The 25,569-nt window shown below is 62.3% G+C and carries 19 protein-coding genes and 1 pseudogene; 6 read left to right on the plus strand and 14 right to left on the minus strand.

The window, feature by feature from the left end; genetic code table 11:
* Nucleotides 1–217: 217 nt before the first annotated feature.
* Nucleotides 218–889 (minus strand): TetR/AcrR family transcriptional regulator, encoded by a 672-nt coding sequence (locus tag BFL43_RS03125; RefSeq protein WP_084890720.1) that lies wholly within the window; start codon nt 887–889, stop codon nt 218–220.
* A gap of 120 nt (nt 890–1,009) precedes the next feature.
* On the opposite strand from BFL43_RS03125, the gene BFL43_RS03130 reads away from it, so the two are divergent.
* From BFL43_RS03130 to BFL43_RS29310, 4 genes and pseudogenes are all read left to right on the plus strand, one after another.
* The gene (locus tag BFL43_RS03130; RefSeq protein ID WP_084890679.1) at nt 1,010–2,611 is read left to right on the plus strand and encodes an MFS transporter; all 1,602 of its coding nucleotides are present in this window, start codon (nt 1,010–1,012) and stop codon (nt 2,609–2,611) included.
* Complete coding sequence (locus tag BFL43_RS03135; protein WP_084890682.1) at nt 2,608–3,129, plus strand: PaaI family thioesterase; 522 nt, start codon at nt 2,608–2,610, stop codon at nt 3,127–3,129. The genes BFL43_RS03130 and BFL43_RS03135 overlap by 4 nt, the downstream gene beginning before the upstream one ends.
* An 809-nt stretch (nt 3,130–3,938) precedes the next feature.
* Nucleotides 3,939–4,001 (plus strand): annotated as a pseudogene (locus tag BFL43_RS29305) (hypothetical protein); the annotation flags it as partial.
* 326 nt (nt 4,002–4,327) lie between these two features.
* Complete coding sequence (locus BFL43_RS29310; protein WP_240498029.1) at nt 4,328–4,747, plus strand: adenylate/guanylate cyclase domain-containing protein; 420 nt, start codon at nt 4,328–4,330, stop codon at nt 4,745–4,747.
* Nucleotides 4,748–4,929: 182 nt separating this feature from the next.
* On the opposite strand, the gene BFL43_RS03145 is transcribed toward BFL43_RS29310, so the two are convergent.
* The 10 genes from BFL43_RS03145 to BFL43_RS03190 form a co-directional block, all read right to left on the minus strand.
* A complete protein-coding gene (locus BFL43_RS03145; protein WP_084890684.1) occupies nt 4,930–6,615 on the minus strand; it encodes an FAD-dependent oxidoreductase in 1,686 nt (561 codons plus the stop codon).
* A gap of 11 nt (nt 6,616–6,626) precedes the next feature.
* A complete protein-coding gene (locus tag BFL43_RS03150; RefSeq protein WP_084890686.1) occupies nt 6,627–7,643 on the minus strand; it encodes a diiron oxygenase in 1,017 nt (338 codons plus the stop codon).
* 1,286 nt (nt 7,644–8,929) lie between these two features.
* Entirely contained in the window at nt 8,930–9,643 is a 714-nt protein-coding gene (locus BFL43_RS03155; RefSeq protein ID WP_143695060.1) for a hypothetical protein, read from the minus strand.
* Nucleotides 9,640–10,803, minus strand: a complete 1,164-nt coding sequence (locus tag BFL43_RS03160) for an alkane 1-monooxygenase (RefSeq protein WP_084890722.1) — start codon at nt 10,801–10,803, stop codon at nt 9,640–9,642. Before BFL43_RS03160 ends, BFL43_RS03155 begins: the two co-directional genes overlap by 4 nt.
* 1,173 nt (nt 10,804–11,976) lie before the next feature.
* Nucleotides 11,977–12,729 (minus strand): TetR/AcrR family transcriptional regulator, encoded by a 753-nt coding sequence (locus tag BFL43_RS03165; RefSeq protein ID WP_084890724.1) that lies wholly within the window; start codon nt 12,727–12,729, stop codon nt 11,977–11,979.
* A gap of 78 nt (nt 12,730–12,807) precedes the next feature.
* Nucleotides 12,808–13,725: an alpha/beta hydrolase gene (locus BFL43_RS03170; RefSeq protein ID WP_084890690.1), complete on the minus strand. Its 918-nt coding sequence runs from the start codon at nt 13,723–13,725 to the stop codon at nt 12,808–12,810.
* Nucleotides 13,715–14,785 (minus strand): ferredoxin--NADP reductase, encoded by a 1,071-nt coding sequence (locus BFL43_RS03175; protein WP_084890692.1) that lies wholly within the window; start codon nt 14,783–14,785, stop codon nt 13,715–13,717. The genes BFL43_RS03170 and BFL43_RS03175 overlap by 11 nt, the downstream gene beginning before the upstream one ends.
* Nucleotides 14,782–15,651, minus strand: coding sequence for an SDR family NAD(P)-dependent oxidoreductase (locus BFL43_RS03180; RefSeq protein ID WP_084890694.1), 870 nt, complete (start codon nt 15,649–15,651; stop codon nt 14,782–14,784). The genes BFL43_RS03175 and BFL43_RS03180 overlap by 4 nt, the downstream gene beginning before the upstream one ends.
* 39 nt (nt 15,652–15,690) lie before the next feature.
* Nucleotides 15,691–17,214 (minus strand): NAD(P)/FAD-dependent oxidoreductase, encoded by a 1,524-nt coding sequence (locus BFL43_RS03185; protein WP_084890726.1) that lies wholly within the window; start codon nt 17,212–17,214, stop codon nt 15,691–15,693.
* A 148-nt stretch (nt 17,215–17,362) separates the two neighbouring features.
* Entirely contained in the window at nt 17,363–18,331 is a 969-nt protein-coding gene (locus BFL43_RS03190) for a diiron oxygenase (RefSeq protein WP_084890696.1), read from the minus strand.
* A 133-nt stretch (nt 18,332–18,464) separates the two neighbouring features.
* On the opposite strand from BFL43_RS03190, the gene BFL43_RS03195 reads away from it, so the two are divergent.
* Nucleotides 18,465–18,806, plus strand: coding sequence for a DUF4873 domain-containing protein (locus BFL43_RS03195; RefSeq protein ID WP_084890698.1), 342 nt, complete (start codon nt 18,465–18,467; stop codon nt 18,804–18,806).
* 63 nt (nt 18,807–18,869) lie between these two features.
* Nucleotides 18,870–21,956: an RND family transporter gene (locus BFL43_RS03200; RefSeq protein ID WP_084890701.1), complete on the plus strand. Its 3,087-nt coding sequence runs from the start codon at nt 18,870–18,872 to the stop codon at nt 21,954–21,956.
* A gap of 253 nt (nt 21,957–22,209) precedes the next feature.
* Here the strand turns inward: BFL43_RS03200 and BFL43_RS03205 are convergent, their stop codons facing one another.
* The 3 genes from BFL43_RS03205 to BFL43_RS03215 are packed head-to-tail and all read right to left on the minus strand — an operon-like array spanning nt 22,210 to nt 25,555.
* Nucleotides 22,210–23,853: a long-chain fatty acid--CoA ligase gene (locus tag BFL43_RS03205; protein ID WP_084890703.1), complete on the minus strand. Its 1,644-nt coding sequence runs from the start codon at nt 23,851–23,853 to the stop codon at nt 22,210–22,212.
* 33 nt (nt 23,854–23,886) lie between these two features.
* Nucleotides 23,887–24,573, minus strand: a complete 687-nt coding sequence (locus tag BFL43_RS03210; RefSeq protein WP_240498027.1) for a hypothetical protein — start codon at nt 24,571–24,573, stop codon at nt 23,887–23,889.
* A gap of 49 nt (nt 24,574–24,622) precedes the next feature.
* A complete protein-coding gene (locus BFL43_RS03215; protein ID WP_084890730.1) occupies nt 24,623–25,555 on the minus strand; it encodes an MlaD family protein in 933 nt (310 codons plus the stop codon).
* Nucleotides 25,556–25,569 lie beyond the last annotated feature (14 nt).

Below are 25,569 nucleotides of genomic sequence, written 5' to 3' on the forward strand. Positions count from 1 at the left end.
CACCCCAAACGGTAACTAACCGACACCAAGGTCGGATCCACCGTTAATCGGACACTCCCGTGCCACCGACATTCGGTACATGAATGATTCGCTGGAGCTGAGCTTTGGTGCAACGATTTTGAGCGAGCGTCTGAGAAAAGCCGCCGAGGACACCGCTCTGGAGCCGGGCAAGAGATTGGGGTCCTTGACGACCCGCCGCCTCGGGCGGGGTGCTGAATCAGAGATCAGTGCGGGTCACTGTCAGCGCGCGTTGCGCGGAGCGTGCAGCGAGAAAGTCGTCGACGAGTTGCTGTCGTTCAGCCGGGCCGATCGGCGGGAGTGCAGTGAGTCGGGTGAAGACGATGGGTCCGACGAGTTGGGTCAGGGCGAGATTGGTGTCGAAGCGACCGAGCTCTTGCTGGGCTTCGGGGCTGCCCAGGATCCGGTCGAACGGTTCGCGGTATTGGTTGACCACCCGTGCGCGAAGGGAACTGACCGGGTTGCGGTCTTCTTCGGGATGCGATGTCGCCTCGGCCGTGCCGGGTTGGGCGGACCCGAGGGCGAGCCACCCGAGCATCGTCAGTTGGGCGGGGGCTTCCTCGATGAGCTTGGCCTGACGGTCCAGCAGTTCGATCAACTGTTCACGGATCGTTCCGGACGCCGGCGGCGCGGTGACCGGGGGTAGCAGACGCTCGAACGCCGCGGCCAGGAGCTGGGTGCTGTCGGTGAAGTGCCGATAGAGGGTAGTCCGCGCGACCTTGGACGCCTTGGTGACCGCGTCGATCGTGACGGCCTCGATACCGCCGGTCGAGAGCAGGGACGTCGCCGCGTCGAGCAGTCGTGCGCGTGAGCGTGCCTTCCGGGGATCCACGAGCCGGTCCTCGTCGTCGTCGGTGTTCTGGTTGATCATCTCTTCGCCCATCTCGTAATTGTGCCCCCGGATCAGCCGCAGGCACTATCCCCGCACCCGCATTGTGCTACTCATAGTAGTGTAACGCTACCAACTGTAGCGTTAAGTGGAGGTGGCTGTATGACCGCCGATGATCGAGTACTGCTGTCGCGGGCGCAGAAGTGGACGTTGGTGGTCTCGTGCCTGTCGGTGGCCCTGGTGGTCGCCTCAATGGCGGCCCTGTACACCGCGCTTCCGAACATTGCGGTAGCCACCGGGGCGACGCAAACCCAGCTCACCTGGGTGGTCGACGGGTACACGCTGGTGCTGGCGTGTCTGGTGTTGCCCGCCGGGGCCCTGGGTGACCGCTACGGCCGACGGGCGGTGCTGATCGTGGGGTTGGCGCTGTTTTCGCTGGCCTCGGCGGTGCCACTGTTGGTATCGACACCGTGGTGGTTGATCGCGGCGCGGGCAGCGGCCGGGGTGGGTGCGGCGTTCATGATGCCGTCCACGCTGTCGATCCTGACTGCGGGATTCCCCGAGCAGCAGCGGGGGCGTGCGGTCGGGATCTGGGCGGGGGTCGCCGGGTCCGGGGGTCTGCTGGGGATTCTCGGGTCGGGGCTGCTGCTCAACTACTGGTCGTGGCAGTCGATCTTCGTCGGCCTGACCGCGGTGGGGGTGTTTCTGCTGTTGTGTGCCTTCTCCATTCCCGAATCCCGCCAGGAAAATCCGCCGCTGATGGATGTGATCGGATCGGTCGCGGTGGTGTTCGCGGTCGGACTAGTGGTGCTCGCCATCATCGAAGCCCCAGTACGCGGCTGGTCGGATCCCGTGGTGGTCGCCGGGTTCGGGCTGGGGGTGGTGGCCACAGTGGTGTTCGTGGTGTGGGAGTTGCGGGCGGATCATCCGCTGCTCGATGTGCGGTTCTTCGCCCGTCGGGGCTTCGGGAGCGGATCGTTCTCCATCACCATCCAGTTCCTGGTGACGTTCGGTGTCTTCCTGGTCCTCGTCCAATACCTGCAGTTGATCTTTGGATACAGCCCGTTGGGTTCAGCGCTGGCCTTGGCGCCGATGATGGTGCCGTTGGTGCTCTTGTCGGCGGTCGCACCGTGGATGACGACCCGGCTGGGGTTGCGGTTGATGACAGTGACCGGTCTGCTCGCCATCGCCGCGGGGTTCTACTTCATCAGCCGGCTGGATTTGGACACCACCTACCTCGACGTGATGTGGCCGACGCTGATCATGAGCTCGGGTCTGGGCCTGACCGCGGCGCCGGCGACGGCGGCTATCGTCGCGGACACCGCGGTCGAAAAGCACGGGGTCGCCGCGGCGGTCAACGACGCCACCCGCGAGATCGGCGCGGCGATCGGCATCGCGGTCGCCGGCAGTGTCCTGGCCGCCGGGTACAGCCACAACATCGCCCCCGCGGTCGCGCGGCTCCCACCGGAGGCGCGGGGCCCGGTCGCCGACTCACTCGCCGGTGCCCTCGAGGTCGCCGACCGGGCGGGACCGGCCGGCCAGCAACTCGCCGACTTCGCCAAGTCCGCGTTCCTGCACGGCGTCGAGCAGTCCGCGATCGTCCTCGCACTCATCGCGGCGGCGGGTGCCGCGATCCTGCTGCTCTGGGCGCCCGGCCGCGCTTCCCCGGACGCAGGCGCATCGAGGAGCCCGGCTGAACCGGCCCAGCGCAGGTCGATCCCGCGCCCGCCGCTAGCCAGCACCGTCGAGAAGGAACGCCCGTGACCCAGCTACCGCTGCCGCCGCACTCGCCGACCTGCATGGGGTGCGGGCCAGACAATCCCGCCGGCCTGCAACTGGTGGTGTTCCGCTCCGGCGACGAGGTCTACACCGATGTGACGTTCGGCGAACGCCACATCGGTGCGCCCGGCCTCGCGCACGGCGGGGCAGTGGCCGCCGCCTGCGACGACCTGTTCGGCTTCGGCCTCTGGATCGCCCGCACCCCGGCAGTGACCCGGAGCCTCACCGTCGACTACCTCGCCCCCGTCCCGCTGCACCGGCCCCTGCGCATCAGCGCCCACGTCCGGGAGATTGACGGCCGCAAACTGCACCTTAAGGCGACCGCCACCGCCGATGACGGCACCGCCTTGTTCACCGCCCACGCGGTGTTCATCGCCGTGTCGATCGAGCACTTCGCCCAACATGGCGCCCCCGGCGCCGTCCAGGACCTACTCGACCGCCTCACCTCCGCGCTCGACCACGACGGGCCGGACAGACCGTCACCGCACCCGCCGGACCGCTGACACGACCGAAAGAAGATGCATCGGCAATGCGGCACACCAGTGCCCGTCCACACCCCGGGCGGCCACACCCACCAGAAGCCCACAATGCGGCCCGGCCAGTTCCGGTGCTGTTACGCACGAGGTGGGGTCTACCACTGCTGACCGTGGGCTCGAGCGTGGGCGGGGCCGTCGTCGTCGCGCTGCTGATCGTTCTGGGCGGCGCACCGCACCGATTCGGTGCCCAGCTCGGAACGCTTCTGCAGATCCTGGCGATCTACGTGGTCGTGGCTCTGCTCGCCGCAGTTCGCGGCGTCCTCGCCCTGCGTCGACGCAGCCTCGGGTGGCTGGACACCTCCTCTGCGCCGACACCCGACCACGCCCGCCACACCCTGCGATTGCCCACCGAGCCCACCGTCCTCATCGGATCTCTGTGGGCCGGGGGCATCCTCGCGATGTCCGGCTCGGCCTTCGCGCTCCTGCCCGTCTGGGAGGCCCTCGGCGGAACCCTACTCATGACATTGGGCGGACTTGCCACCGTCGGATACAACTACCTCTTCGTCGAACTTGCACTCCGTCCAGTGATGGCCACGATCCTGGCAGTCGACACCGCACACGCGCCACCACGAACGTCAGTCATCTCCCGGCTGATCCTGACCTGGGCGCTGACCTCCGCGCTGCCATTGGCCGCGGCCATCGCGCTCCTGCACTATCCAGATGCGGCACCGCCCGACCGCATCCGCGCCGCGACCTACCTCGCCGCCCTCGGACTCGTATCCGGAGCTCTCGCGGAAACACTGCTGGCCCGCGCCGTCGCACAACCGATCCACCAGATGCGCGGTGCACTCCGCCGCATCGGGCAGGGCCGGCTCGACGTGCGCGTGCCCGTCGACGACAGCAGCGAAATCGGGGTACTGCAATCCACCGTGAACGACATGGTCCGCGGACTCCAGGAGCAGGACCGACTGCGCGACCTGTTCGGACGGCACGTCGGAAGAGACGTCGCGCAACGCGCACTCGACCGAGGAGCCGACCTGACCGGCGAAATCCGGGAGATAACAGCACTGTTCGTCGACGTAACCAACTCGACGGCACTCGCCCACCAGATCTCACCGCAAGAATTCGTCGACAAACTCAACCGCCTCCTCGCAGAAGTGATCGCGGCGACCGAGAGCCACCACGGGGTCTGGTCAACAAATTCGAGGGAGACGCCGCACTCTGCATCTTCGGGGCGCCCGTCGCCCGAGCCGATGCCGCTGACTCCGCACTCCACGCCGCACGACAGATCCGCGACCGCATCCTGGGTCACGGGGAACTCGACATCGGGATCGGACTCGCCACCGGCCCCGTCTTCGCCGGAAACCTCGGCACCGACCAGCGCCTGGAATACACCGTCATAGGCGACGCGGTCAACGAGGCATCACGCCTCACCGAACTCGCCAAACACACGCCGGGACGGATCCTCGCCAGCGACGCCGTCATCAGAGCCGCCAGCGAACCCGAACGCCAATACTGGACACCACACGGCGACTGCTCCCTCAAAGGACGAACCCTGCCGACACAAACCTGGGTGCCTAATTGCTTCGTAACTCAGCGTCCTGTTGAGCTACCCACATCGGCTGGCCAATCGCCAAAAAGCTGACGCCTGAGGCCTGCGGGCCGGTCGTGGAGTCCCACCGACCGACAGCTGCGGAAGGCGGGGGTGCCGTGCCTCCTGGACTGGTCGGTGGGATTCGGCAGTGCGATCGCTGCTTCGTTGGCTACCGCACCCGGATAGCCGCCGACGGGCGAAACCTCTTCCCAGCGCCGACCGCGGGCTCGTCGTTAGTGACGAACGACGGCCAGCACCCGTTTCGGGAACGACGGTTCAGGTGCGGTGGCCGCAGCTGCAACCATGTCGGCGACGGAGGTGAACTTGTCGCGCGGGCGGTGATCGCCGCCGCGCTCGATCTCGGCCTCGTCGATGGCCTTCCATCCGGCCGCGCTCACCACATCCGGTCTGCGGCTGCGCACCAGCTTCTGCAAAGCGGCGGGCTTGATGCGCGGGCCGTGCAACAAACCGGCGTTGTAGTCGTCGACAAGGCTCTGCACCGTCTCCCGTGCGCATGACTTGTTGGTGCCGATGAAGCCAGTGGGCCCGCGCTTGATCCAGCCGGCCACATAGGTGCCGTGCACGGGCTGTCCCTTCTGCGGATCGATGACCCGACCGCCGTCGTTGGGTACCACGGCGGCGGCGTCGTCGAAGGGCAGATCGCGGATCGCTTTGCCGCGGTAGCCGATCGACGTCAGTACCAGGCCGGCGTCGAGGTGGCAGGTTCGGTCTGTGCCGGTGATGTTGAAGACGATGCCGCTGACACGGTCGCTGCCGAGGATGCGCTCGGGTGTCAGCCGGTAGGCCAGCCGGATCTGCGGGCCCGTCGCGGGCACTGACGCGTCTCCGAGCTTGCTCAGTACCTCCAGTTTGTTTCGGATCAGCGGGTCCTCCGCCGTGGCGAGGTCGGCCTGCACGAGAGCATGGTCGGTCGCATCGAGAACCACGTCGCACGCTGACGTCAGCCCGATCAATTCCGGCAGGGTGAAAGCGGACTGCGCCGGCCCGCGGCGGGCTGCGATCACCACTTCGGTGATCTTCGACTGCCGCAGTGCGGCCAGCGCGTGATCGGCGATGTCCGTGCGCGCCAATGCGTCCGGATCGGTCGTCAAAATGCGGGCCACGTCGAGCGCGACGTTGCCGTTGCCGACCAGCACCACTTGTTCATGTTCCAGCTCGACAGGGAGATCGGTGTATTCGGGATGTCCGTTAATCCACGCGACCATTTCGGTGGCCGTGCCGGTGCCGGGCAGTCCCATGCCGTCGACGTCCAGTCTGCGATCGTGCGGCGCTCCGACGGCGTATAACACCGCGTGATGGTGGGCCAGCAGTTCGGCGTGGGACACATCCAATCCCACCTCGACGTTGAGGTAAAAGGTGAACCCGGACGAGCGGCTCACTTCGTCGAAAAGCCGGGTCACCCGCTTGGTGTTCTGATGGTCGGGTGCGACGCCGGCCCGCACCAGCCCATAGGGCGTCGGGAGCCGTTCGAAGACGTTGACCCGTACGCCTGACTGGGTCAACAGTTCGTCGGCGGCATACATCGCCGCCGGGCCAGAGCCAACAATCGCCACCGTCAACGGATCCGACTCGCGTGCATCGACTTTAGGGGCGGCGATGACCGGCGCCAGCTTAGACGTCGGCGGCACCTTTTCGCCTGCGGGCCGATCCGGGTAGAACGCCGCGTTGAGCGCGACAAACGGCAACTGTTCAGGCTGCAGCTTTGCCTGCGGCGCTATCGCGTTGACCGGGCAGGCTGAGACACATGCGCCGCAATCGACACACGAGACCGGATCGATGTACAACATCTCAGCGGTGGCGAAACCGGGTTCGTCCGGCGACGGATGAATACAGTTCACCGGGCAGGCGTAGACACAGGACCCGTCGCTACAACAGGACTGGGTGATCACATGGGGCATGTACGCCGCTCCTACGCTACGGCGGACACGTGCTGGCGCTGCGGCTCGCTACGGTAGCGACTCGGCTTGCCGTCGATCTTGCAGATCCGCCAAACGATCTTGGCGAGCGGATTGATCAGACCCGTGTCGTGGCACAGCATCCGGACGTCACCGAACATGTCACGTAGCGTTTGCCGCGACTCCGGCGAATTGAAGAAGACCTCCTTGCGCACCGAGCGCGGAATATCGAATTGCTTCCAGAACTCCCGCGGCGGAACCATGATGGCCGAACACAGCACACGCATCATCACCGGCACAAACATCGACAGCAAGAACCGCTTCCCTCGTGACAAATGCGGCACCCGCTTACGCAGGTACTCATGCGCGAACGAGATGTGCCGCGCCTCTTCGGCCACGTGGATCGCCATCACCCGCTCCATGATCGGGTGCAGCTGTTTACCCTCGCGCAGAACGTTCTTTTGCGTGTGATCGATGGGTTCTTCACCGGCGAGAATGCCGAACCAGAACGGGATCGGCAGCGGCCCGGCCATCAACGGGACGACCGGTTGGGACCACCTCAGCAATCTTGGCATCCCGGGCACGTCGACGCCGATACGGTTCACCATCTCCTGGAACATCATGGTGTGGTTGCACTCTTCGGTGGCCTCGTGCAGGCAGTAGCGGTACTCGGGCGACCCGTTGGGCGTCCAGAACGCGTAGTCCATCAGGCCACGGATCAGGACCAACTCGAAGTGCAGGCCGACCTTGGCAACGTTGGCCTGACGCCACATACCGATCTCGATCTGGCGCTCGACCGATTGCGCTTGATACCACGGGTGACGTCCGAGCGGATCGGTCCCGGGAAGGACCCATCGCTCGTCATTGGGTGTCACCGCGAACTCGGGTGCATCCCAATCGATATCGACATAAGGGTTGAAATGCCGTCGCACTGACCCCTCAGACAGTGTGTTGAGCATGTCGGTGTACACAGTGTCGTCGAGTACATCCATGTTGCGACGCCAACGACTAACCATGCGCGTCCTAGCCATCAGAAGCCTCCGAGAAGTGTATATTTTTGGGCTTGTGTTCATACATATAGTACCGCAGGTACCACATAACAGCGATATCCTCTCACGTGATGTGTCAAACCACCCATGCGCGGACCGTGTGACACGAAACCCGGCGCCTTTGCTGCATCCCGGCACACGAAGCGGAGCGCTGTCGCGCGCCCAGGTCCCCGGCGGCAGTGATCATCCTGTCGCCGCTGGGCACCGCGGGAGAGGCCAGCGCCGGTTATCGTGCGGCCGGTGATGAAGGCACGGTGGCCGCGACTGTTCATCCATCAGTGGACCGCGCACCCGGTTCACCGCCTAGGTCGGTGGTCCAGAAGATGATGTCGCCCTGAGCGTGAAAATAACGCGTCGCACCGCGTCGATTGCGCACTTATGAGTGCACCACGAGGCAGACGGAATTCAGATCGCGTTGCTCGGGTACGAGCACGGTCGTCGCGGCGGCCTCGGGTCCACCGTTTAGGTTGCAGTCGGTAAGAGAAGCTGCGTTGCAGCGATCCGTCGGGCTATTAGACCAAGAACCATTTTGACGTCGTGGGGACCGGAGCACCGTTGCCCGGTTGCGCTTGCTGGTAGCCGGGTAGAGGATGTTAAAACCGGTCCGGGGAGGGGGAAGCACCGGGTGGTGCTCGCGATGTGTCTGTTGTCGTGCGGAGCCCGACCGATCTGTGCAGAGCGACTCGACTCAACGGCACTCACGTCGGACATAATTAGATTTCTTTGCCTCTGTCTTCGACGGGCCTGTCGTCGGTTGTCGCGATGGCCTCGGGTAAATCGTTCGGCACGGCCAGCCGGGCCGGCTCCTTCCGGCCGCGTAGTCGCGTTCGTCCCCCAACTCGCAACATTCCCGTTCATGAGGGTCGCTGCCGTGCACGGCGACTTCTGACGCCAGTACCCGTTGCGGCCCAACGACGAGCACCACGACGATTTCTCGGAGAATGGTTCTCTTGGCCGTAATCGCGACAACCTCACTGCTCTTCCATATGGCACGGGAAACCACACCCGAGAGGTTGGAGCCGGACAGGTCTGGTATGTTCTCACGACTAGTGTTCGTGGTCTACCCCAATGGACGAGACCAGGAACACATCCGCTCGATGCTGTGGCGGTACTTCGCCCTGCATCTCTGCTCACCGAGAGCCTGGCCAATCGAGGACCACTCCCCGGCCCGTGGACCACTCCTCCGGTCCCGACACTGTTCTCCCCAGACCCGTGTCGTTAGCCAGGCGGGACGCCCCACTCCGATCAGAAGTCGGATCTGGACCCGGTCAGTGCAACACCACGGCACTTGGCCCCGAATGTGGGATGGTGAGCATAGAAGCAGGCACGATCTCCTGCCCGAACGCGTACCCCAGGATGCGGCAGTTCTCGTCGGTGGCCGGGACCCGTTCGACCGTCACACCTTCCTGCGCTGCACGACGGATCGACTTTCGCGCTCGCTTCTTGAAGCGAGCCTGCACGTCGAGTTCGGAGCCGCGCAGATCCACGATGACCGAGCTGTCGTCCAACCACGTCGGCACCCGCGTAAAACCCTGGGCACGAAGGAGTTTGGCGTCGTCTGCATTCGCCTTCAGTTGGGAACGCACCCGAACCGCGGTGATCCCGTTCTCTGCCCCGAACGCAGCCACTGCGCGGCCGGACCGGATCAGATCGTGAACGTCGAGGACAGGCGGTCCGAAAAGCACCCAGAGCGCTCCCACAAGCGGCACGTCCACCTGGAACGCCGTCACTGCGTAACCGCCCACGATGAGATAGACGGGCCTGGCACCCTGTAAGGCCATGCCGTCGATGTTGGCGCGACCGCGATAGACGGTGCCCTCGTCTGGGCTCAGCAGGATCAGTTCGTCCCACCGCGCGATTTCGTCCTCGCCCGCGAATCGTACGTGCGTTGCTTCAGCCGCAGGCTGATGACGTGCATCCCCACGTTGTCCGAATCGCCGACCTGAGCGGACAGTTCTGCCCACCGCCTTTACTGCGCTCATCTGGCAGAGCTCCCGGCTAACGCGGCGCCGTAGCGCTGCTCGATTTTGTCGGCCTTCGGCGGGTGAACGTTCACCCTGGAGAGGTCGCCGTTGTAGTGGCCGAGCACGCGGGGATCCATCACCTTGCGCCACAGCGGCGGGATGAACGCCAGAACCACCATCATGGCGTAGCCCGCAGGAAATTGAGGGGCCTCGCTGCAACTACGAAGGGCCTGGTACCGCCGTCCGGCGCGCGCGTGGTGATCGGAGTGCCGTTGCAGGTTGAGCAAGACGACGTTGCTGACGAGGTGGTCACCATTCCAACTGTGCTCAGGACGCACCTTTCCCAATCTTCCGTCCGGAGTGGGCATTCGCAGCAAACCGTAGTGCTCGATGTAGTTCACCGCTTCGAGTACAAGCATGCCGATGACCGCCTGCAGCGCGAAATATGGCAGCATCGCCCACCCGAAGGCAGCGACGATGACGACGGCAATCGCGACACTCACCGACCAGGACTGCAGAATTGTGTTGCGCCAGTGCCAGAATCGGTGGCCCTGACGATGTAGACGAGCGGTTTCGAGCTCGATACCCGAGACAAGTCCTCCATAGAACGCGCGGGGATAGAACGCGAACAAGGACTCGCCGAATCGCGCGCTCGCCGGATCTGCAGGGGTTGCGACCTTCACGTGGTGGCCGACGTTGTGTTCGACGTAGAAGTGCCCGTACACCGACTGCGCCAACGCGATCTTGGCCAGGCCCTGTTCCAATTTCTCGCGCTTGTGGCCCAATTCGTGAGCGGCGTTGATACCGATCGCGGCACTCATGCCCAGAGTGATCGAAAGACCTACCCGCTCACCCCTGGTCATGTCCGCGAAGGCAAGGCACCAGAAGCCGAAGAACAGGCCCGCGTACTGGAGCGGGACGAAGATGTAGGTGCACCACCGGTAGTACCGGTCCGCCGACAACGTCCGCACCGCATCATCCGGCGGTCCGGCGCGGTCGGGCCCTCGGATCAGGTCGAGGAGAGGGACGACCACGAGGAGCAGGTAACCACCGAAACCCCAGAGCAACCCCGACACACTGTTCGCCAGCAGGCACGCGATGAACGGCCCGGCAGGCACGAGTAGACACAGCGGCCACAGGTGACGTTTGGGGTCCTTCCAAGTGCTAGTATCCGACATACCCCGGTCCTCGACTTCAGCTCTGAGCTGGGTGTGGTGCATCAGCACAGCCACCTCGCCCGCAATCTTCACGCGTCTTCACACTCACGGATCCCTTCCGTGGCACTGCATACCCCAAAACCCGGTTGTTCGACGTCAGGACTGGTTCGCCCGCAATGGCCGCTTTCAGTCCGTCTCGCCGTTCACCAAATGCAATTCCCCACTAATCGTCTGATGCGCAATTTAAACACAGAAACTTCGTTACGGTAGCGTCAGATTAACGGTGGATCCGGCCTTGATGTCGGTAGTTTCGGTTGGGGCGATGCACCGTTAATCTGACACTTCCGAGGTTTGCAACCCTGCGTTAACGGGCAGCCCCGGTAATCCCGAAAATCAGTGCCTTCAGCACGCGTAACCGTTGTGGACTACGTCAAAGACGCCCATCATTGGGCTCAGGGGTACAAAGATTCGATACTCTCTCAGAGTGCGCGAGGCAGGGCGTGAAAACCCAGGGTTAGCGTCGTGGAATCACGAAACTGCGCGGCCGAGCGAGTGAACCCCGAGGCGTTCAACTCTCTGTTCAAGGCCGAGTGTGTCCGCCAAACCGGTCATGCGCCCGAAAGGTGAATGGTCCGGGGTCGGTGACGCTTGAGATGGCTGTGTCCGAATACACCGAGTGGCTGAACCATTGCCGCCTACACGGCGAGATCGGACACGTCCGCCCGTCGAATACGAGACCGCCGACTGGTCGAACCCGAAGATAACCGACTACCGTGAAATCCGGTTCCAGCAGAAGCCGGAAACCAACTAATCGAGCCTTCACAACTCGGGCGATTCACGACTCTGGAAGGCATCATGCATGGCCGCACAGTCGCTTTGATTCGGCGAGGCGCACTGAAACGAAGGCCTGAATCGCACTTGGCTGGGTTAGCCCACCGGGTGGTAGCTGGGTGTTTTAGATCACTGTCACGGTAGCGGGCACGCCGGGTCTGGATCGGTCACAATTCTGACTGGAGCTTAGATATTACGATCGCGACGAACGGCGACTGCGCTCACATCGTTGACGACTTCCTTGCCGCCCACACACCTACGGACCGGCGCCCACTCTAACCCGACCCGACCGCAAGGCAAGAACCGACCGATCAATCGCGCCGCCACTGATAGTTCGGCGAATGGCTAGCTGCAAACGCGGGGTCAGTTCACTTCGAGGCGGGACGCGAAACCGGGATGGCTGAACGGCAGAGCAGGCGAGAAGGCGACGCCTAGGGTTGCGGCTGCGCCGTTGATGATTCCCCATGTCGTCTCCGATAGGTGTGCGGCGAAATAGCTGTCGTCGACCCCTTGCTCACGACCGCTGTCGATCCACCACTGAGTCGCAGATAGCCCAGAACCCAGGATGGACGCCACTGCCAAGGGAATGATCGAGGCATCTGCGTGAATACGTTGCAGACTTTCAGTGAACCGATCGGCGACGACCTCCATCACCGACATCAATTGGTCAGCAACTCCGCCATTTCCCGATCCGGAATACTGAAACAAGTGATTCGCCATAAGGAAGCTGACGACCACGGGATGTTGCCCAACCAGCGCGACGTAGGACTGGACCGACGAGCGAATCATATCGTCAACAGACGCATGCTCTTGCTCAGCAAGGATTGTGACTTGCGCCGACTCCCACATCAACGCACCGAGCTTCGCCGCCACCGCCCCGTTTAGACCCGCTTTGTCTCCGAAGTAGCGGTACAGCTTCGGTTTGGACACGCCTGCTTCCGCAGCAATGTCGTCCATGCTCACGCCTACGCCATGGAGGTCGATGGCCCGTATGGCCGCATCGACCAACTCCGCTCGTCTTGCGATGCGATGGTCATCCCACCGGGTGCTGCGGGCATCACGCACCCGACGCTGTACCTGAGATGGCGCGGAGGAAACGCGGCGGACGACTGACATTGTGGAAACTATCCTACCGGAAGCCCCGAAGCCATCGGCGACCATGTGCGTGAGTCCACAGGCATCGACAGTTCGCTGTCAACGTTCTACCGTGGCTGCGTCCAATCGCGCCACCGCTTCGTTGAAATCGTTCGGTGCCTCCATGTTAATCATGTGACCGATCTGCGGCAACGCCACGAGATCATGCAACCGACCGCGCTGCTTCAGCCGTTCGGCGAGATCAGTGGAATGAATCTCAGGTGTCAACTTGTCGGCAGAACCCACGATCACCGTCGTCGGCACCGCAAGTGAGTCGACTCCTTTGCTGACGTCGATGGAGGCCAGGACCTTCCCCCACATTCCCCGGACCGCAGGTGGGCAACGCAATACTATGCCGGAACACTCCGCTACAACGTCGGCCGACGCGTGCGGACCCATCGTCCCGTATTTTACCAACCGTCGGTTGAAACGAGTGTCGAGCATCTCCGGTCCCGCGATGGCGAGCCCAGCCGCGAAGCCCCGCTCGAGTGTGGCGCGGAATCGACGTGGCGACCTTATTAACGTTGATCTGCTGACCAATTGGGAGGGGCCTGTGCTCGCTAGCACGGCACCGCGTGATGAGGGACGCACAGAGTGCGGATGCTCGGCAGCCCAACCCATGATGGACATTCCGCCCATACTGTGACCGATCACCAAGGCCTTACGACTCGAGGTCACGACCGCGCGCAAGACAGCCTCAAGGTCGTCGCCGAGCAGCGACGACGAGAACTGGGAGTGCCCCCGGTCGCTCCAGCCATGTCCGCGTTGGTCATACACCACCACACGGTGAGTGTGGGCGAAGTGTTCGATCTGGGGTCGCCAGAACCGGCTCTGGCAAGCCCACCCGTGGCTAAACACCATTAGTGGCGCATCATCACCCAGCCCGTACTCCTCGACGAACAACCTCGTGCCGTCCCTCGAGAGAACCTCCCGCGATCGCGCCGGCAATAGGCCAGCTCCCGGATAGTCAAAGGTCATCGAAACTCACCGTCACAGCGTCGGTGAGCGGAAGTGCCTGGCACGCGAGTCGCTCACCGTCCTCAATGTCGTCGTTGACGAGGATGTTGTTCTGCGCCATCTCGACATCGCCCTCGATGAGCTTGCAGACACACGCGCTGCACGCGCCCTCTCGACATGAGTACGGGGCGTTGTGCCCTCGTGAGAGAAGCACATCGAGCAGCGGTGTGTTACGTGGCCATTCCGTGGTGATGCACTCTCCGTTGAGGTAAACCGTGGCTGTAGCTACACCTTCGTCGTCGCTGAGTCGACGTAGTGTGGCGGTGTCAAACGGGTCACCCGCCAGTGACTGGAACACCTCCCGATGTACATCCGAATGGTCCACTCCACACGCGGCGGCAGACCTTTCCACCAGATCCATGAATGGGGAAGGGCCGCACGTGAAGATCGACGACCCCTTGTGATCACGAATAATCTTCTCGACAGCCACGGATGTGGGGAGCCCGTTCTCGGACTCAAGCCAGTAGACCAGGGTGAACCGCTCGGCGAATTCAGATCTGATCTGCTGAAGCTGGCGCTCGTACATGACCGAATCGGCGTCACGGTTCGCGTAGAACAGCACGACTTCTCCACTCCCCGACACCAGTGCTGACTTCACCAGCGACAGGACCGGCGTGATGCCACTTCCGCCGGCGAAGAAGAGCATGTCAACGTCGAGGCTCTTAGCGGTGAACTTTCCCGATGGCGTGAGTACGGTCACCTCCATACCGACGGAGACGTTGTCACACAACCAGTTCGACGCATATCCCCCAGCGGTGCGCTTCACCCCGATCTCAAGGCGAAAGTCGTCGACATGGGGCGAACTGCTCAGCGAATAGCATCGTGCGACGTGGCCCGTCTGGTCCGACGGGATTTTCAGCGTAATGAACTGACCGGGTAGATGCTTGAAATCGTCTACGATCTCGTCAGGCACTTCGAAGGCGATGCTGACGGAGTCCTTGGTCTCCTGCACGACCTCCGACACGGTGAGCGTCCGCGATCGCGCGGTCGTGCCCGGCCGATTTTCCTGCTCGACGCTCATTTAATGATTCCCCGCTTTCGGGCCAATGCGTAGCCCGCACGTGAAACAGGCGCAGAGATGTCCTGGTAGCGCGGACCGACAACGCGTGCAACAAAGTCGAAGCCCCGCGCGTCTGCGCCGATCAGCACTCGAGGCTTCTTCTTGTCCATTCCCTTGAGGATGGTGGACGCCGCTTTCTCCGGAGTGGTCCGGGCAATGTTGTTGAACATTGTGGCAATGGTGGCGGTATCTGCCCCCATATCGGATACACCCCGAGCGTTATTGACGATATTAGTTTTGACGCCGCCGGGGTGAACGCATGTCACTGTGACCGGATGCCGACTGATCTTCATCTCTTGGCGAAGCGCTTCGGTGAAGCCACGCACACCGAACTTGGCGGCATTATAGGCACTCTGACTCGGGATACCGACCAGACCGAAGACGCTGGAAGTGTTGACCAGATGACCATCACCGGAGGCGATTAGATAGGGCAGGAAGGCCTTCGTCCCGTTGACGACACCACCGAAGTTGATACCCATCAGCCAGTCAAAGTCCTCCCAGGACATGTCAACAACGTCGGCGCCGAGGGCGACGCCGGCATTGTTGAACACCATGTTGACGGCCCCAAAAGATGACTGGACGCTCTCGGCGTAATCCTGGAAGGCAGCACGATCTGCCACGTCCAACACGGCGGTCTCGACTTTCGCCCGATGCGCGGTACGGCACATAGCCGCCGTTTCCGTGAGATGTACCTCGTCGACGTCGGACAAGGAAAGGCTGGCCCCGCGTGCAGCCAGTTGGAGGGCGAGGGACCGGCCGATCCCTGAAGCGGCTCCCGTGACGACTGCGACCTGGTTCGCATAATTGTCTGCTGTCGAACTACTCACTGTTAAATACTCACTTCTCGATGACCTACGGCTGGGTTGTTAGGCGATCTCGTACTCGGTGGGCTTGAAGTCCTTCGTCGCTCGCCAGTACTGCCAGGTGAATCCGGGCCACACCGTACGGTTGACACCCTGCGAGTCCAGATACCAGCTCGTACATCCGCCGTTGGTCCATACGCCCTTGGCGAGCTTGTGCTGGATGTCCTTGTTGAAGTGTTCTTGAACCTCGGGCCGCACATCAACGCGCTGCGCTCCGCGACTGTCGACGGCGTCAATGGCCTTCATGATGTACTTGATTTGCTGCTCGATCATGAATACAACAGAGTTGTGCCCCAGACCAGTGTTAGGTCCGAGTAGGAAGAACAAGTTCGGGAATCCCTCGGTGGTGATGCCGAGGTGGGTGTTGATGCCCGTCTCGTGCCAGTGCGACGGCAGATCCTCGCCCCGGGCGCCTTTGAGCGCGAGTTGATCGAACCCGTCCGTGACATGAAACCCTGTGGCGTAGATGATCACATCTACAGAGTGCGACACGCCGTCAGCGGTGACGATAGAGTCCGCGGTGACCTTTTCGATCCGATCGCTGATCACTGTCGTGTTGGGCGCGGCGAGTGCGGGATAGTAGTCGTTCGATCCCAGGATGCGTTTACATCCGATGCGGTAGGACGGCATCAACTTGCGGCGTAGTCCGGGGTCAGTGATGGAACGCTCGATGTTCCATTTCGCCACCTTTTCGATTGGTCGCATAAGGTTGGAGTGGCCGTTGAGCCCGAAGGCCAGGCTCTCTGCGCCCCAGTAGACCGACCACCGCGCGAGACGGCGAGTAACAGGGATCTTGCTGAGCAAGGTCCGAAGCGCAGTCGGCACTGCGAAGTTTTTGCGTGGAAGCACCCACGCCGGGGTTCGCTGGAAGACCGTGAGTGCGCTGGCCTCCTTCTGCACGAACGGCACGAACTGAATCGCGCTGGCACCGGTGCCAATGACGGCCACCCGCTTGCCCTGGAGATCCACCGTGTGATCCCACTTTGCCGAATGGAATGCCTGACCGGTGAAATCGTCGATTCCAGGGATGCTCGGATAGTTCGGGATGTGCAGAGCGCCGACACCGGACACGACATACTGTGCGATGTACTCTCGGCCCGACTCGGTACGCAGGTGCCACCGAGATTCGGACTCGCTCCAATATCCGGATACTAACTTCTGCCCGAAGTGAATCTTCTGAGTGACACCACGCTTGTTGGAAATCTCTTTCAGGTACTGCTCGATTTCGGGCTGCGAGGACCACACCTTCGACCAGCTGCCGCGGCTCTCGAACGAGTAAGAATACATCAGTGACGGTACGTCGCATGCACATCCTGGGTAGGTGTTGTCGCGCCACGTCCCGCCGACGGAGTCAGCCTTTTCCAGCACGATGAAATCGCTGTACCCACTTCGGCGAAGCTGCACGGCCATACCGAGGCCGGAGAAACCACTGCCGATGATAAGCACTTTAGTAGTGATGGGTTCGGTCGTTCCCGGGTCTGTCGCCGTGGCGGCGCGCGTTGCGCGCTTGGTGTTGGAGGACGGCATTGAAGTGAGATTCTCCTGATCGAAGTACAGCAAATGGACCTGCACGACGCGGGGCGTGGCAGGTGTGAATGTCATTCGCCCGGTCCCTAGCGCAGAGATCCGAACGTTGAGTCGAGACGGCTCGCGGCCGCGCAGACGTGGGCGGGTGTCAGCGCAGGTCGTCGGGGAGGCTGCGCGTTGCGCGCCACATCGCCATTGTGAACTTGCCCTCCATCATCCCGGCTTCGTGGAAGAACCGGATCATAGGCTCGGACATGAACTGCAAGTTGACGCGATAGTTCGGGCTCGTCTGCTGAGTCCACAGGCCGCGCAGACGGCTGATTCCGTTCGCGGGATAGACCTTTGGATTGATGAGCAACGGGTACGCGAAGTTCGCAATGGCCGCCAGCGTGCCTCGATGCCAAGCGCGTGAGATGCGTCCGCGACGCTGCATGCCCTCTACCATTTCTAGGCGCGCGAACGTGATGTGGCGGGCCTCTTCGAGAACGTGGATCTTCATGAGCTGGCGCAGCTGCGGCTGCATCTTCGGGTCATTCATCGCTTCACGCTGGGCGCGGTCAAGTATCTCTTCGATGAGCAGAGTCGCACCGGATACAGACGGGCCGAGAGGCACGAAGTGCAGGATCTTCGCAAAACTCAAGAACCCCTTCGGTAATTTGTACGGTGCCAACCCCGTCTTGTTGATCAGCCTCGCAAACATTGTCGAGTGGCGAGCCTCGTCGCCAATCTCGTTGAGGGCGTAGAGCGCCCTTTGATCTGTCAGGGCGCCTTTGGCAGACGTTCGGAGCAGCGCTGAGCTGAGCAGATTCTCTGCGTAGATACCGAAGCTGAGAATGCTGACAATTTCATGGCGGCCGAGTTCCACCTTCTGCTCATCGCTCATTTTCTCCCACAGCTTGGTGCCGTAGAGCGAGACACGATGCTCGGGCAGGAAATACTTCCCCTCCTCCCAGGGCGAGTCCCAATCGATGTCGATCTCCGCGTCGTAGAACTTTTCGGCCGCCGCCCGCAGGAGTCGGCCGGCAGACCTTTGCATGTCGACGGGCTTGCGGGCACTAACGCGCGCAACCCCTTCCGTCGAAACGTCGGGCTTGATCTCAACTTTTTGAACGGTCATGTGACACCTCCGTTGTGTTCCGGGCCGAGCTGAGTCTCGTCTTTATACCCGATACCCCGGGTACCCGATACTGCTAGTATCGGGCCCAGTGAGTTCTTTTGTCAACGTTTGATGTGAAGAAAGTGAGCTTTACGTGTCTGACGACCACGATCTCGACTACTCCGGCGAGGGCACCTTGGTGTGCCGTGGCAAGGAGATTGCTGTCGGGGTGAAAATCAAAGGCTATTTCCAGCCCCTCAACGGCTTGTACACCTGGTACGGCAGGATCGACAAAAATGATGCGCTCGACACCCTCCTCGCGGGCAGGCGCACGGTTGCTGTCTTCGTGACACCAGAGGGACGCGCCGAGTGCCTCGTGGGCGATCCTGATTTCTGGGACCGATATCGCATTACGGGCACGAGCAGGCCGCCATACCACATCCCCACCACGCTCGAGGAAGTGGAGTCGATAGTAGAGAGTCAATATTACAGCTGACCGACCCGCGTAGCCGCCTGGGGGCGTTCCCCCACATCCGATGAGTCCGAGAGGAATTCGTACGTGGTCAGGTCGTCGATCATTCACAACCGTCCATCGAGGCGTTCTGCCGGAACCAGTGAATACAGCGCTCATCTGGAAAAGGTCGCCTGGTTCACGCTGCGGCGCAAGGGATTCGTGGCGTCGGTCTGGGTCGTGGTTGCGATCGGCCTAGCGGTGCTATTTCCGCAGCTGGAGTCCGTGATCCGACAACAGTCGGTGGACCCGATACCCGCGGGCGTGCCGTCATTTCAGACGCTCGACCGGATGGGTGAGGCGTTCAATGAGAAGGGGGCCAAGACCACCGTCTTCGTCGCCATGGAGAACGACAGGGGTTTCTCGGACACCACACGCGCCAGGTATGACGAATTGGTGACCGCGCTGCGTGCGGACACGGAACACGTCATCGCAGTCCGCAATCTGCTCGGCGACCCGCTTACGGAGAGTCAGGCGCTGAGCAAAGACAGGAAGGCGTGGTATCTGCCTGTCGGTGTCACCGGGACGTTGGGCGGACCGGACGCTGCCGACGCCGTGGAAGCGGTTCGCGACACCGCGGACGAGATCTTTGATGGTACCGACACAACGGTTCGAGTGACCGGTCCACCTGCCACATTCACCGACCAGCTCGCGGTCGGTGAGTCCGATCTGGTCCTGATCACGATCGCCACGGTGCTGTTGATCGCCGGAATCCTGCTGGTCGTCTACCGATCGGTCTTCACCGCTCTCATGCCGCTGCTGGTGGTCGGCATGAGCCTGGGAGTGGGCCGCGGGGTGCTCTCCGGTTTGGGCGAATTGGGCATGCCCGTGTCTCAGTTCACCTCGATGTTCATGACGGTAATTATCTTCGGCGCCGGAGTCGACTATTCCGTGTTCCTTATAAGCCGCTATCACGAGGGCATCCGGGCCGGCAATACCCCTGACGTGGCCATTGCGAACGCCACAGCAACGATTGGTCGCGTGGTGCTCGCGTCCGCAGCGACAGTTGCCTTTGCTTTCTTAGCGATGGCGTTCGCCAAGCTCAGCGTGTTCAACACGCTCGGCCCGGCGTGCGCGATCTCTATCGCCTTTGGCTTCTTGGCAACCGTCACTTTGCTGCCCCCCGTGTTGTCGTTCGCGGCAAAGCGTGGTGCGGGTCTACCTCGTCGCGACCTCACCAGGCGGTACTGGCATCGGGTGGGAACGGGGGTGATCCGGCGGCCGGTCCCGCTGCTCGCGGTGAGTCTGGTGGCACTGATCGCTCTCGGCCTTATCGCGACCACTATGACAATCACCTATGACGATCGGGAAGGTCAGCCGTCGGATACCGGAAGCAACGAGGGATACGCGCTGCTGAACCGGCATTTTCCCAAAGACGCCATCATTTCCGAGTTCCTTCTGGTGGAGTCGAACAATGACATGCGCACCGGTCAGGGACTGGCCGATCTTGAACAGATGGCGTCGCGCGTAGCGCAGACGCCCGGTGTCACCCGCGTCATCGGGGTGACTCGCCCGACGGGCGAGAAGCTTGAGCAGGCTGAATTGTCATGGCAGAACGACCAGATCGGTAGTGGTATCACCGAACAGACCGGTGACGCACAGTCACGGAAGGGCGACCTGGAGCTACTGAGGATCGGGTCCTCACAACTCGCCGACGGTCTTGCTCTGCTGAACGAGCAAATCACCACCAACCTCGCGCCGCTGTCGGGGGTGCTCGAGCAGGCCTCGTCGGCCGGCGAGCAGCTCAGCCAGTATCGTCCGCTCATCGATCAGCTGGCTGCTGCGGCGCCCGCACTCAATGAGTTCTCCCAACAAGCTCCTGAACTGTCTCGAGTGGCACGACAGGCACAGTCGGCTGCCGACTCCGTCGCACCGGCGTTGAGTGCACTCGATGCTCCCTGGTGCGTTCAGATTCCGCAGTGTTCGGCTTTGCAGGCGCAGACCTCGGACATCCGCGCATTGGCCGACAACCAGTCCCTCGGTCATGTCGCGGACTTCGCTACCCAGCTCGGTGGGGTCGAGGGCCCGGGAACGGCGGACCTCGCGCAGTTGCAGAGCTCATTGGACGTCCTCGACTCCGCGCTGCAGACGATCAACGGCCAGGACCTCGGCAGTCGGTTGTCACAGCTCCAGACGGGTGTCAGAGCGCTCGCCGACGGGGCCCGGCAGCTGGCCGGCGGTGTGAGCGCATTGGTGGACAGCAACCTGCAACTGCTGGCGGGCCTGTCTCAGGTGGCCGCCCAGCTACGCGCGCCCGCCCGGGACATCGGCAACTCTGACTCGGCAACGGGGTTTTACCTACCCGCCGACGCGTTCAAGGATCAACAGTTCAGTCAAGTGGCGCGTCAGTTCATCTCGCCGGATGGAAAGACCGTTCGCTTTGTAGTGCAGACCGCCTACGATCCGTATACCGCGGATGCTATGACGTTGGCGAACAGTCTGTCGAAGGTGGCCGAGGACGCCATGCCGAACACCACGCTGCAGGGTGGGCGCGCATCTGTCGCCGGGTTCCCGGCGATCAACGCCGACGTCCAACGACTTCTGGCGTACGATTTCAAGTTACTCGGATTCGGAACGCTCCTGATAGTCGGCTTGATCCTAATGCTTTTGCTCAGGGCGATCGTCGCACCGATCTATCTACTGGCCACCGTTGTTCTCAACTACGCAGCCGCCCTAGGTATCGGTGTTCTTGTCCTGCAACACATTTTCGGCAATGAAATTGCGTGGCCGGTCCCGCTGGTGTCCTTTATCGTTCTGGTTGCAGTGGGGGCCGACTACAACATGCTGTTGGTTTCCCGGCTCAGAGAGGAGTCGACGGCCAATATCCGGCTCGGAGTTCTACGCACCGTCGCATACACCGGCTCGGTCATCACCTCGGCCGGTTTGATTTTCGCGGCGAGCATGTTCGGACTCATGCTGGGATCGATTGACGTGATGGTGCAGATCGGTTTCATCATCGGTATCGGGTTACTCCTGGACACCTTTCTTGTTCGCACTATTGTCGTTCCTGCGTTGGCGGCATTGCTCGGTGAGGCGAGCTGGTGGCCAGGGCGGGTGCACCGCGCGGTCGTGAGCCGGGATTCCAGCGAGGTAGGACCCTATGCCCGAGGACATTTGACGACGTCTAATCTCTGATGGCGGGGTGAAATTACATCAGGTGCGCGAGGGTTGACCGGAATTCTCGGTTCCTGCCATGAAACGGACCCACGATCAATTGCCCATTCTCGCTAACGCTTTCGCTACACCCGGTGCCGTGGTGCTCGGTCGCAGTGTGAGTCATCGCTGCGGACGCCTGGCCTGAGTACTTCTATGAGCACCGGCCGGGCCGAGGCGGTGAACACCAGACGGCGGCGGTTCAGTGAACCGCCGCCGTCAGCGAGAAATGTGTTCAGTTCGGCACGACGACGAGATTCCCGTCGGCATGTTGGGAACGCAGAGCTCTTTTGTCGAACTTGCCCACGCTGGTGCGGGGCACCTGGTCCACGAACGCCCAGTTCTTGGGAATCCACCAACGAGGGATCTCGTCGGGGCAATTCTCGAGGAACCACTGGCCGAGTTGATCGGCGGTAACGTCGCTGCCGTGCGTCCGGACGACCACGGCTAGGGCCGTCTCCTGCCATCGATCGTGGGGGATAGCGATCACGGCAGCCTCGGCCACCTGAGGATGGCCCATTATGGTGTTCTCGAGCTCCACCGATGAGACCCACTCGCCACCGGACTTGATGACGTCCTTCGTTCGATCGGTGAGCGTCAGATAACCGTCTTGGCTGATGTGGCCAACGTCGCCGGTTCGCAGCCAGCCGTCACGGAACTTGTCGCTGTCTTCGTCCATATTGTAATAGCTACCGGTGATCCACGGCCCCCTCACTTCCAGTTCCCCCACGGACCTGTCGTCACGTGGAACCGGCATACCTGCCTCGTCGGTGAGACGCATCTCGACGCCACAGATGGCACGGCCCTGACGCTTGCGATACGACATATCGGATTCCGGTGCGACACCGGCCGGTGGTCGACTCACCGCGGCGAGTGGCGAGGTTTCCGTCATCCCCCACGCTTGGATAATCGGGACGCCGAACCTGTCCGCGAATCCCTCGATCAACGACTGCGGCACCGCCGCACCGCCGCAGGCGACCAGACTGATCGACGACAGATCCACGTCGGGATGCGATGTCCCAAACTGCAATAGATCGTTCCAGATGGTCGGAACGGCACCCGCTTTCGTGGGCCGATGTGTCTGAATCATGTCCGCCAGAGGAGCTGCTTGCAGGAATCGGTCGGGCAGAAGTAAGTCGGCACCCGCCATAAGGGCCGCATAGGGTAGGCCCCAGGCACTGGCGTGGAACATCGGCACCACGGGCAGGACTCGGTCACCTTCCTCCACGGCGAGCGCATTGCCGGTACAGGCTGCCATCGAGTGAAGGAACACCGAACGGTGGCTGTAGACAACGCCTTTGGGGTCTCCCGTGGTTCCGCTGGTGTAGCACATAGCCGCCGCCGATTTCTCATCGGGTTCTGCCCACGGAAAGGCCGGGGACTCCGCAGCGAGCGCGTCCTCATAACGAATTATTTCGACGCCGTTGCCCTCCAGCGCCGACACCTCCCCACCGCCGGCGACGAACACGACACGTACGGTCGGCAGGCCCGGCAGCAGCGGCGCCAGCAACGGCACTAGCGAACTATCCGTGATGATGACCCGGTCCTCGGCGTGGTTCGCGATGAACGACAGTTGGGACGCAGACAACCGTAGATTCAGGGTGTGCAGGACGGCACCCATGGCGGGAACCGCAGCGTACGCCTCGAGGTGCTCCTGATTGTTCCACAGCAAAGTGGCGACCCGGTCATCGTCGCCCACACCGGCACGACGCAGAGCATTGGCCAGCTGCCCGCAGCGTTCCTCAAGGGGCCCGTAAGTCGTGGTTCGAGCCGGTTCGGCGCCGCCGTAGGTGATCACCTGCCTGCCGGCGTGATTCGTCGCGACGTGGCGAAGGATCGACGACACCGTCAAAGGTACGTCCTGCATCGTGCTCTTCATGAAGAGAAATACTCCTTCTGCGGCACAGCCGCGTTATTCAGCTGGGCCGTAGTCCTGGATCTGCCAGCTCCCAGCCGTTTTCGACACAATTACCTTTAACAACGTCGGCAGTTCACTTGGTTGTGGGTTTTGCACGTTCTGCGTCTTCTGGCTCGCGAAGACCATCACCGTGTACTCGCCGTCGGTGTCACCGGTGACGCTGGTGGCCAGAACGCGTCCCGACGCTTGCACCTGGGCTTGCTGCATGATTTGCGTCAGCGTCGGTCGAACCTCGTCGTAGCGCTTGATAAGCGCCTCACCTGCGTTCTCCTTGACCGCTGCAAAAAAGGCGTCGGTGTTTTCGTAGCTGTAGGTCAGGGACTTGGTCGTGTAATCCGAGGCGGCCTCCGCCGCCGCGGCCCGTTGCGCGGCGTCGTTTTCCAATGTCGACTTCGCGTCGTCGGCCTCGAGGTAGAGGTAGGCGAACACGCCAACCAGCACAGCGAGCACCACGATCACGGCCGAAACGGCCACGGCAGCACGTGATTGCGGCAATGCTGACCAGCGACGCCCACTCGGCGAGGGGGGGGCGACGTCGCTGTCGTCAACCCCCGCCGTGGCTACAGAAGCAGTTAGGGCGTTTTCGTCCACCAGCAGATCGCCATCCGTCGTCGCTGCTGCCGCGCCGTCCTCGACCTCAGTGGGCTCAGTAGGCGGTTTGGTCTGCTCGTCATTTGTCATCTAGGACCTTCTTGTGTACTTGCGGTGATAGTCGCTTGTGGACAAGTCGTCATCGTGGTGCCGGCGACATGGTGATGGGGACCTCGGCGCGACCTGGTCGCGACGTCGGGAAGGTTCGGGCGAGGAGGTCGCCGATCGACCCGAAGTCGACGTAGGTGTCCGCAACCTTCTCGGTCGCCGGTTTCACCGCACGGGTGATCGTCAGCAGATCAGGCTGCAGGATTTGGATGTAGCCGCTGAGCTTTTCCACAAGCTTCAACACGGGAGGCCACTTGTCGTACGAGGTGGTCGTGAACTCGATGAACGCCCGCTGAATTCGCGCCAGCCCGTTCACGGCGTCAGGGGTACGCACAGCTGCCGCACTGAGGACGTCCCCGACGTTGGACATGAGGCCGAGCAGGAACTCGGCGTTGTCCGCAGTCACCCGGACGGAGCCATCCTTGCCGACGAAATCGACTAGGCGGTACATCATGTCGCCGATCATGTCGAGGTCTCCCTGCTGTCCGGCGACGGCCTCGGCGACGGTCTTGTTGATGGACTCGATCGATGCCGGGTCGAGCCCATCTGCCACTGCAGCCATCTTCGGCAACACCTGGGGCACCGATTGCGACACGTGCACCGCCTCAGCGGGCACCACGTCTCCGTTGCGGAAGTACCCGCTGGTGGCCGTGCCCGCGGGCACGAAGTTGATGTACTGTTCCCCCGCAAGTGACAGATTCTGGATAGACATCACACTGTCCTGGGGGATCTTGTTATCGGAATCGATCGCCATCTCGACCTTAAGTGCCGAATCCACGACGTTGATGGAGGCCACCCTTCCGACAGGTATCCCCCGCACCATCACCGGCGACGTATCCAGCAGACCGCCCGAGCTGTCGATGAAGGCGGTTAACGAGTACTCGGAGCGGGTGGGGTTCACGCGTGCCACGCCGACGACAAGGTAGCCAAGCCCTACAACGAACACGACGGCCAAAGCCACCATAGATATGAGCGTGC

It is taken from the genome of Williamsia sp. 1135, from assembly GCF_002095395.1.
Classification (GTDB): domain Bacteria; phylum Actinomycetota; class Actinomycetes; order Mycobacteriales; family Mycobacteriaceae; genus Williamsia.

Excerpts from the sequence above, each read along its gene's own strand:
- BFL43_RS03130 (WP_084890679.1), top strand. The coding sequence starts at position 1,010 with ATGACCGCCGATGATCGAGTACTGCTGTCGCGGGCGCAGAAGTGGACG.
- BFL43_RS03205 (WP_084890703.1), bottom strand. The coding sequence starts at position 23,853 with ATGAAGAGCACGATGCAGGACGTACCTTTGACGGTGTCGTCGATCCTT.
- BFL43_RS03145 (WP_084890684.1), bottom strand. The coding sequence starts at position 6,615 with ATGCCCCATGTGATCACCCAGTCCTGTTGTAGCGACGGGTCCTGTGTC.
- BFL43_RS03190 (WP_084890696.1), bottom strand. The coding sequence starts at position 18,331 with ATGACCGTTCAAAAAGTTGAGATCAAGCCCGACGTTTCGACGGAAGGG.
- BFL43_RS03210 (WP_240498027.1), bottom strand. The coding sequence starts at position 24,573 with ATGACAAATGACGAGCAGACCAAACCGCCTACTGAGCCCACTGAGGTC.
- BFL43_RS03160 (WP_084890722.1), bottom strand. The coding sequence starts at position 10,803 with ATGTCGGATACTAGCACTTGGAAGGACCCCAAACGTCACCTGTGGCCG.
- BFL43_RS03185 (WP_084890726.1), bottom strand. The coding sequence starts at position 17,214 with ATGCCGTCCTCCAACACCAAGCGCGCAACGCGCGCCGCCACGGCGACA.
- BFL43_RS03150 (WP_084890686.1), bottom strand. The coding sequence starts at position 7,643 with ATGGCTAGGACGCGCATGGTTAGTCGTTGGCGTCGCAACATGGATGTA.
- BFL43_RS03125 (WP_084890720.1), bottom strand. The coding sequence starts at position 889 with ATGATCAACCAGAACACCGACGACGACGAGGACCGGCTCGTGGATCCC.
- BFL43_RS03175 (WP_084890692.1), bottom strand. The coding sequence starts at position 14,785 with ATGAGCGTCGAGCAGGAAAATCGGCCGGGCACGACCGCGCGATCGCGG.
- BFL43_RS03165 (WP_084890724.1), bottom strand. The coding sequence starts at position 12,729 with ATGTCAGTCGTCCGCCGCGTTTCCTCCGCGCCATCTCAGGTACAGCGT.
- BFL43_RS03215 (WP_084890730.1), bottom strand. The coding sequence starts at position 25,555 with ATGGTGGCTTTGGCCGTCGTGTTCGTTGTAGGGCTTGGCTACCTTGTC.
- BFL43_RS03155 (WP_143695060.1), bottom strand. The coding sequence starts at position 9,643 with ATGAGCGCAGTAAAGGCGGTGGGCAGAACTGTCCGCTCAGGTCGGCGA.
- BFL43_RS03170 (WP_084890690.1), bottom strand. The coding sequence starts at position 13,725 with ATGACCTTTGACTATCCGGGAGCTGGCCTATTGCCGGCGCGATCGCGG.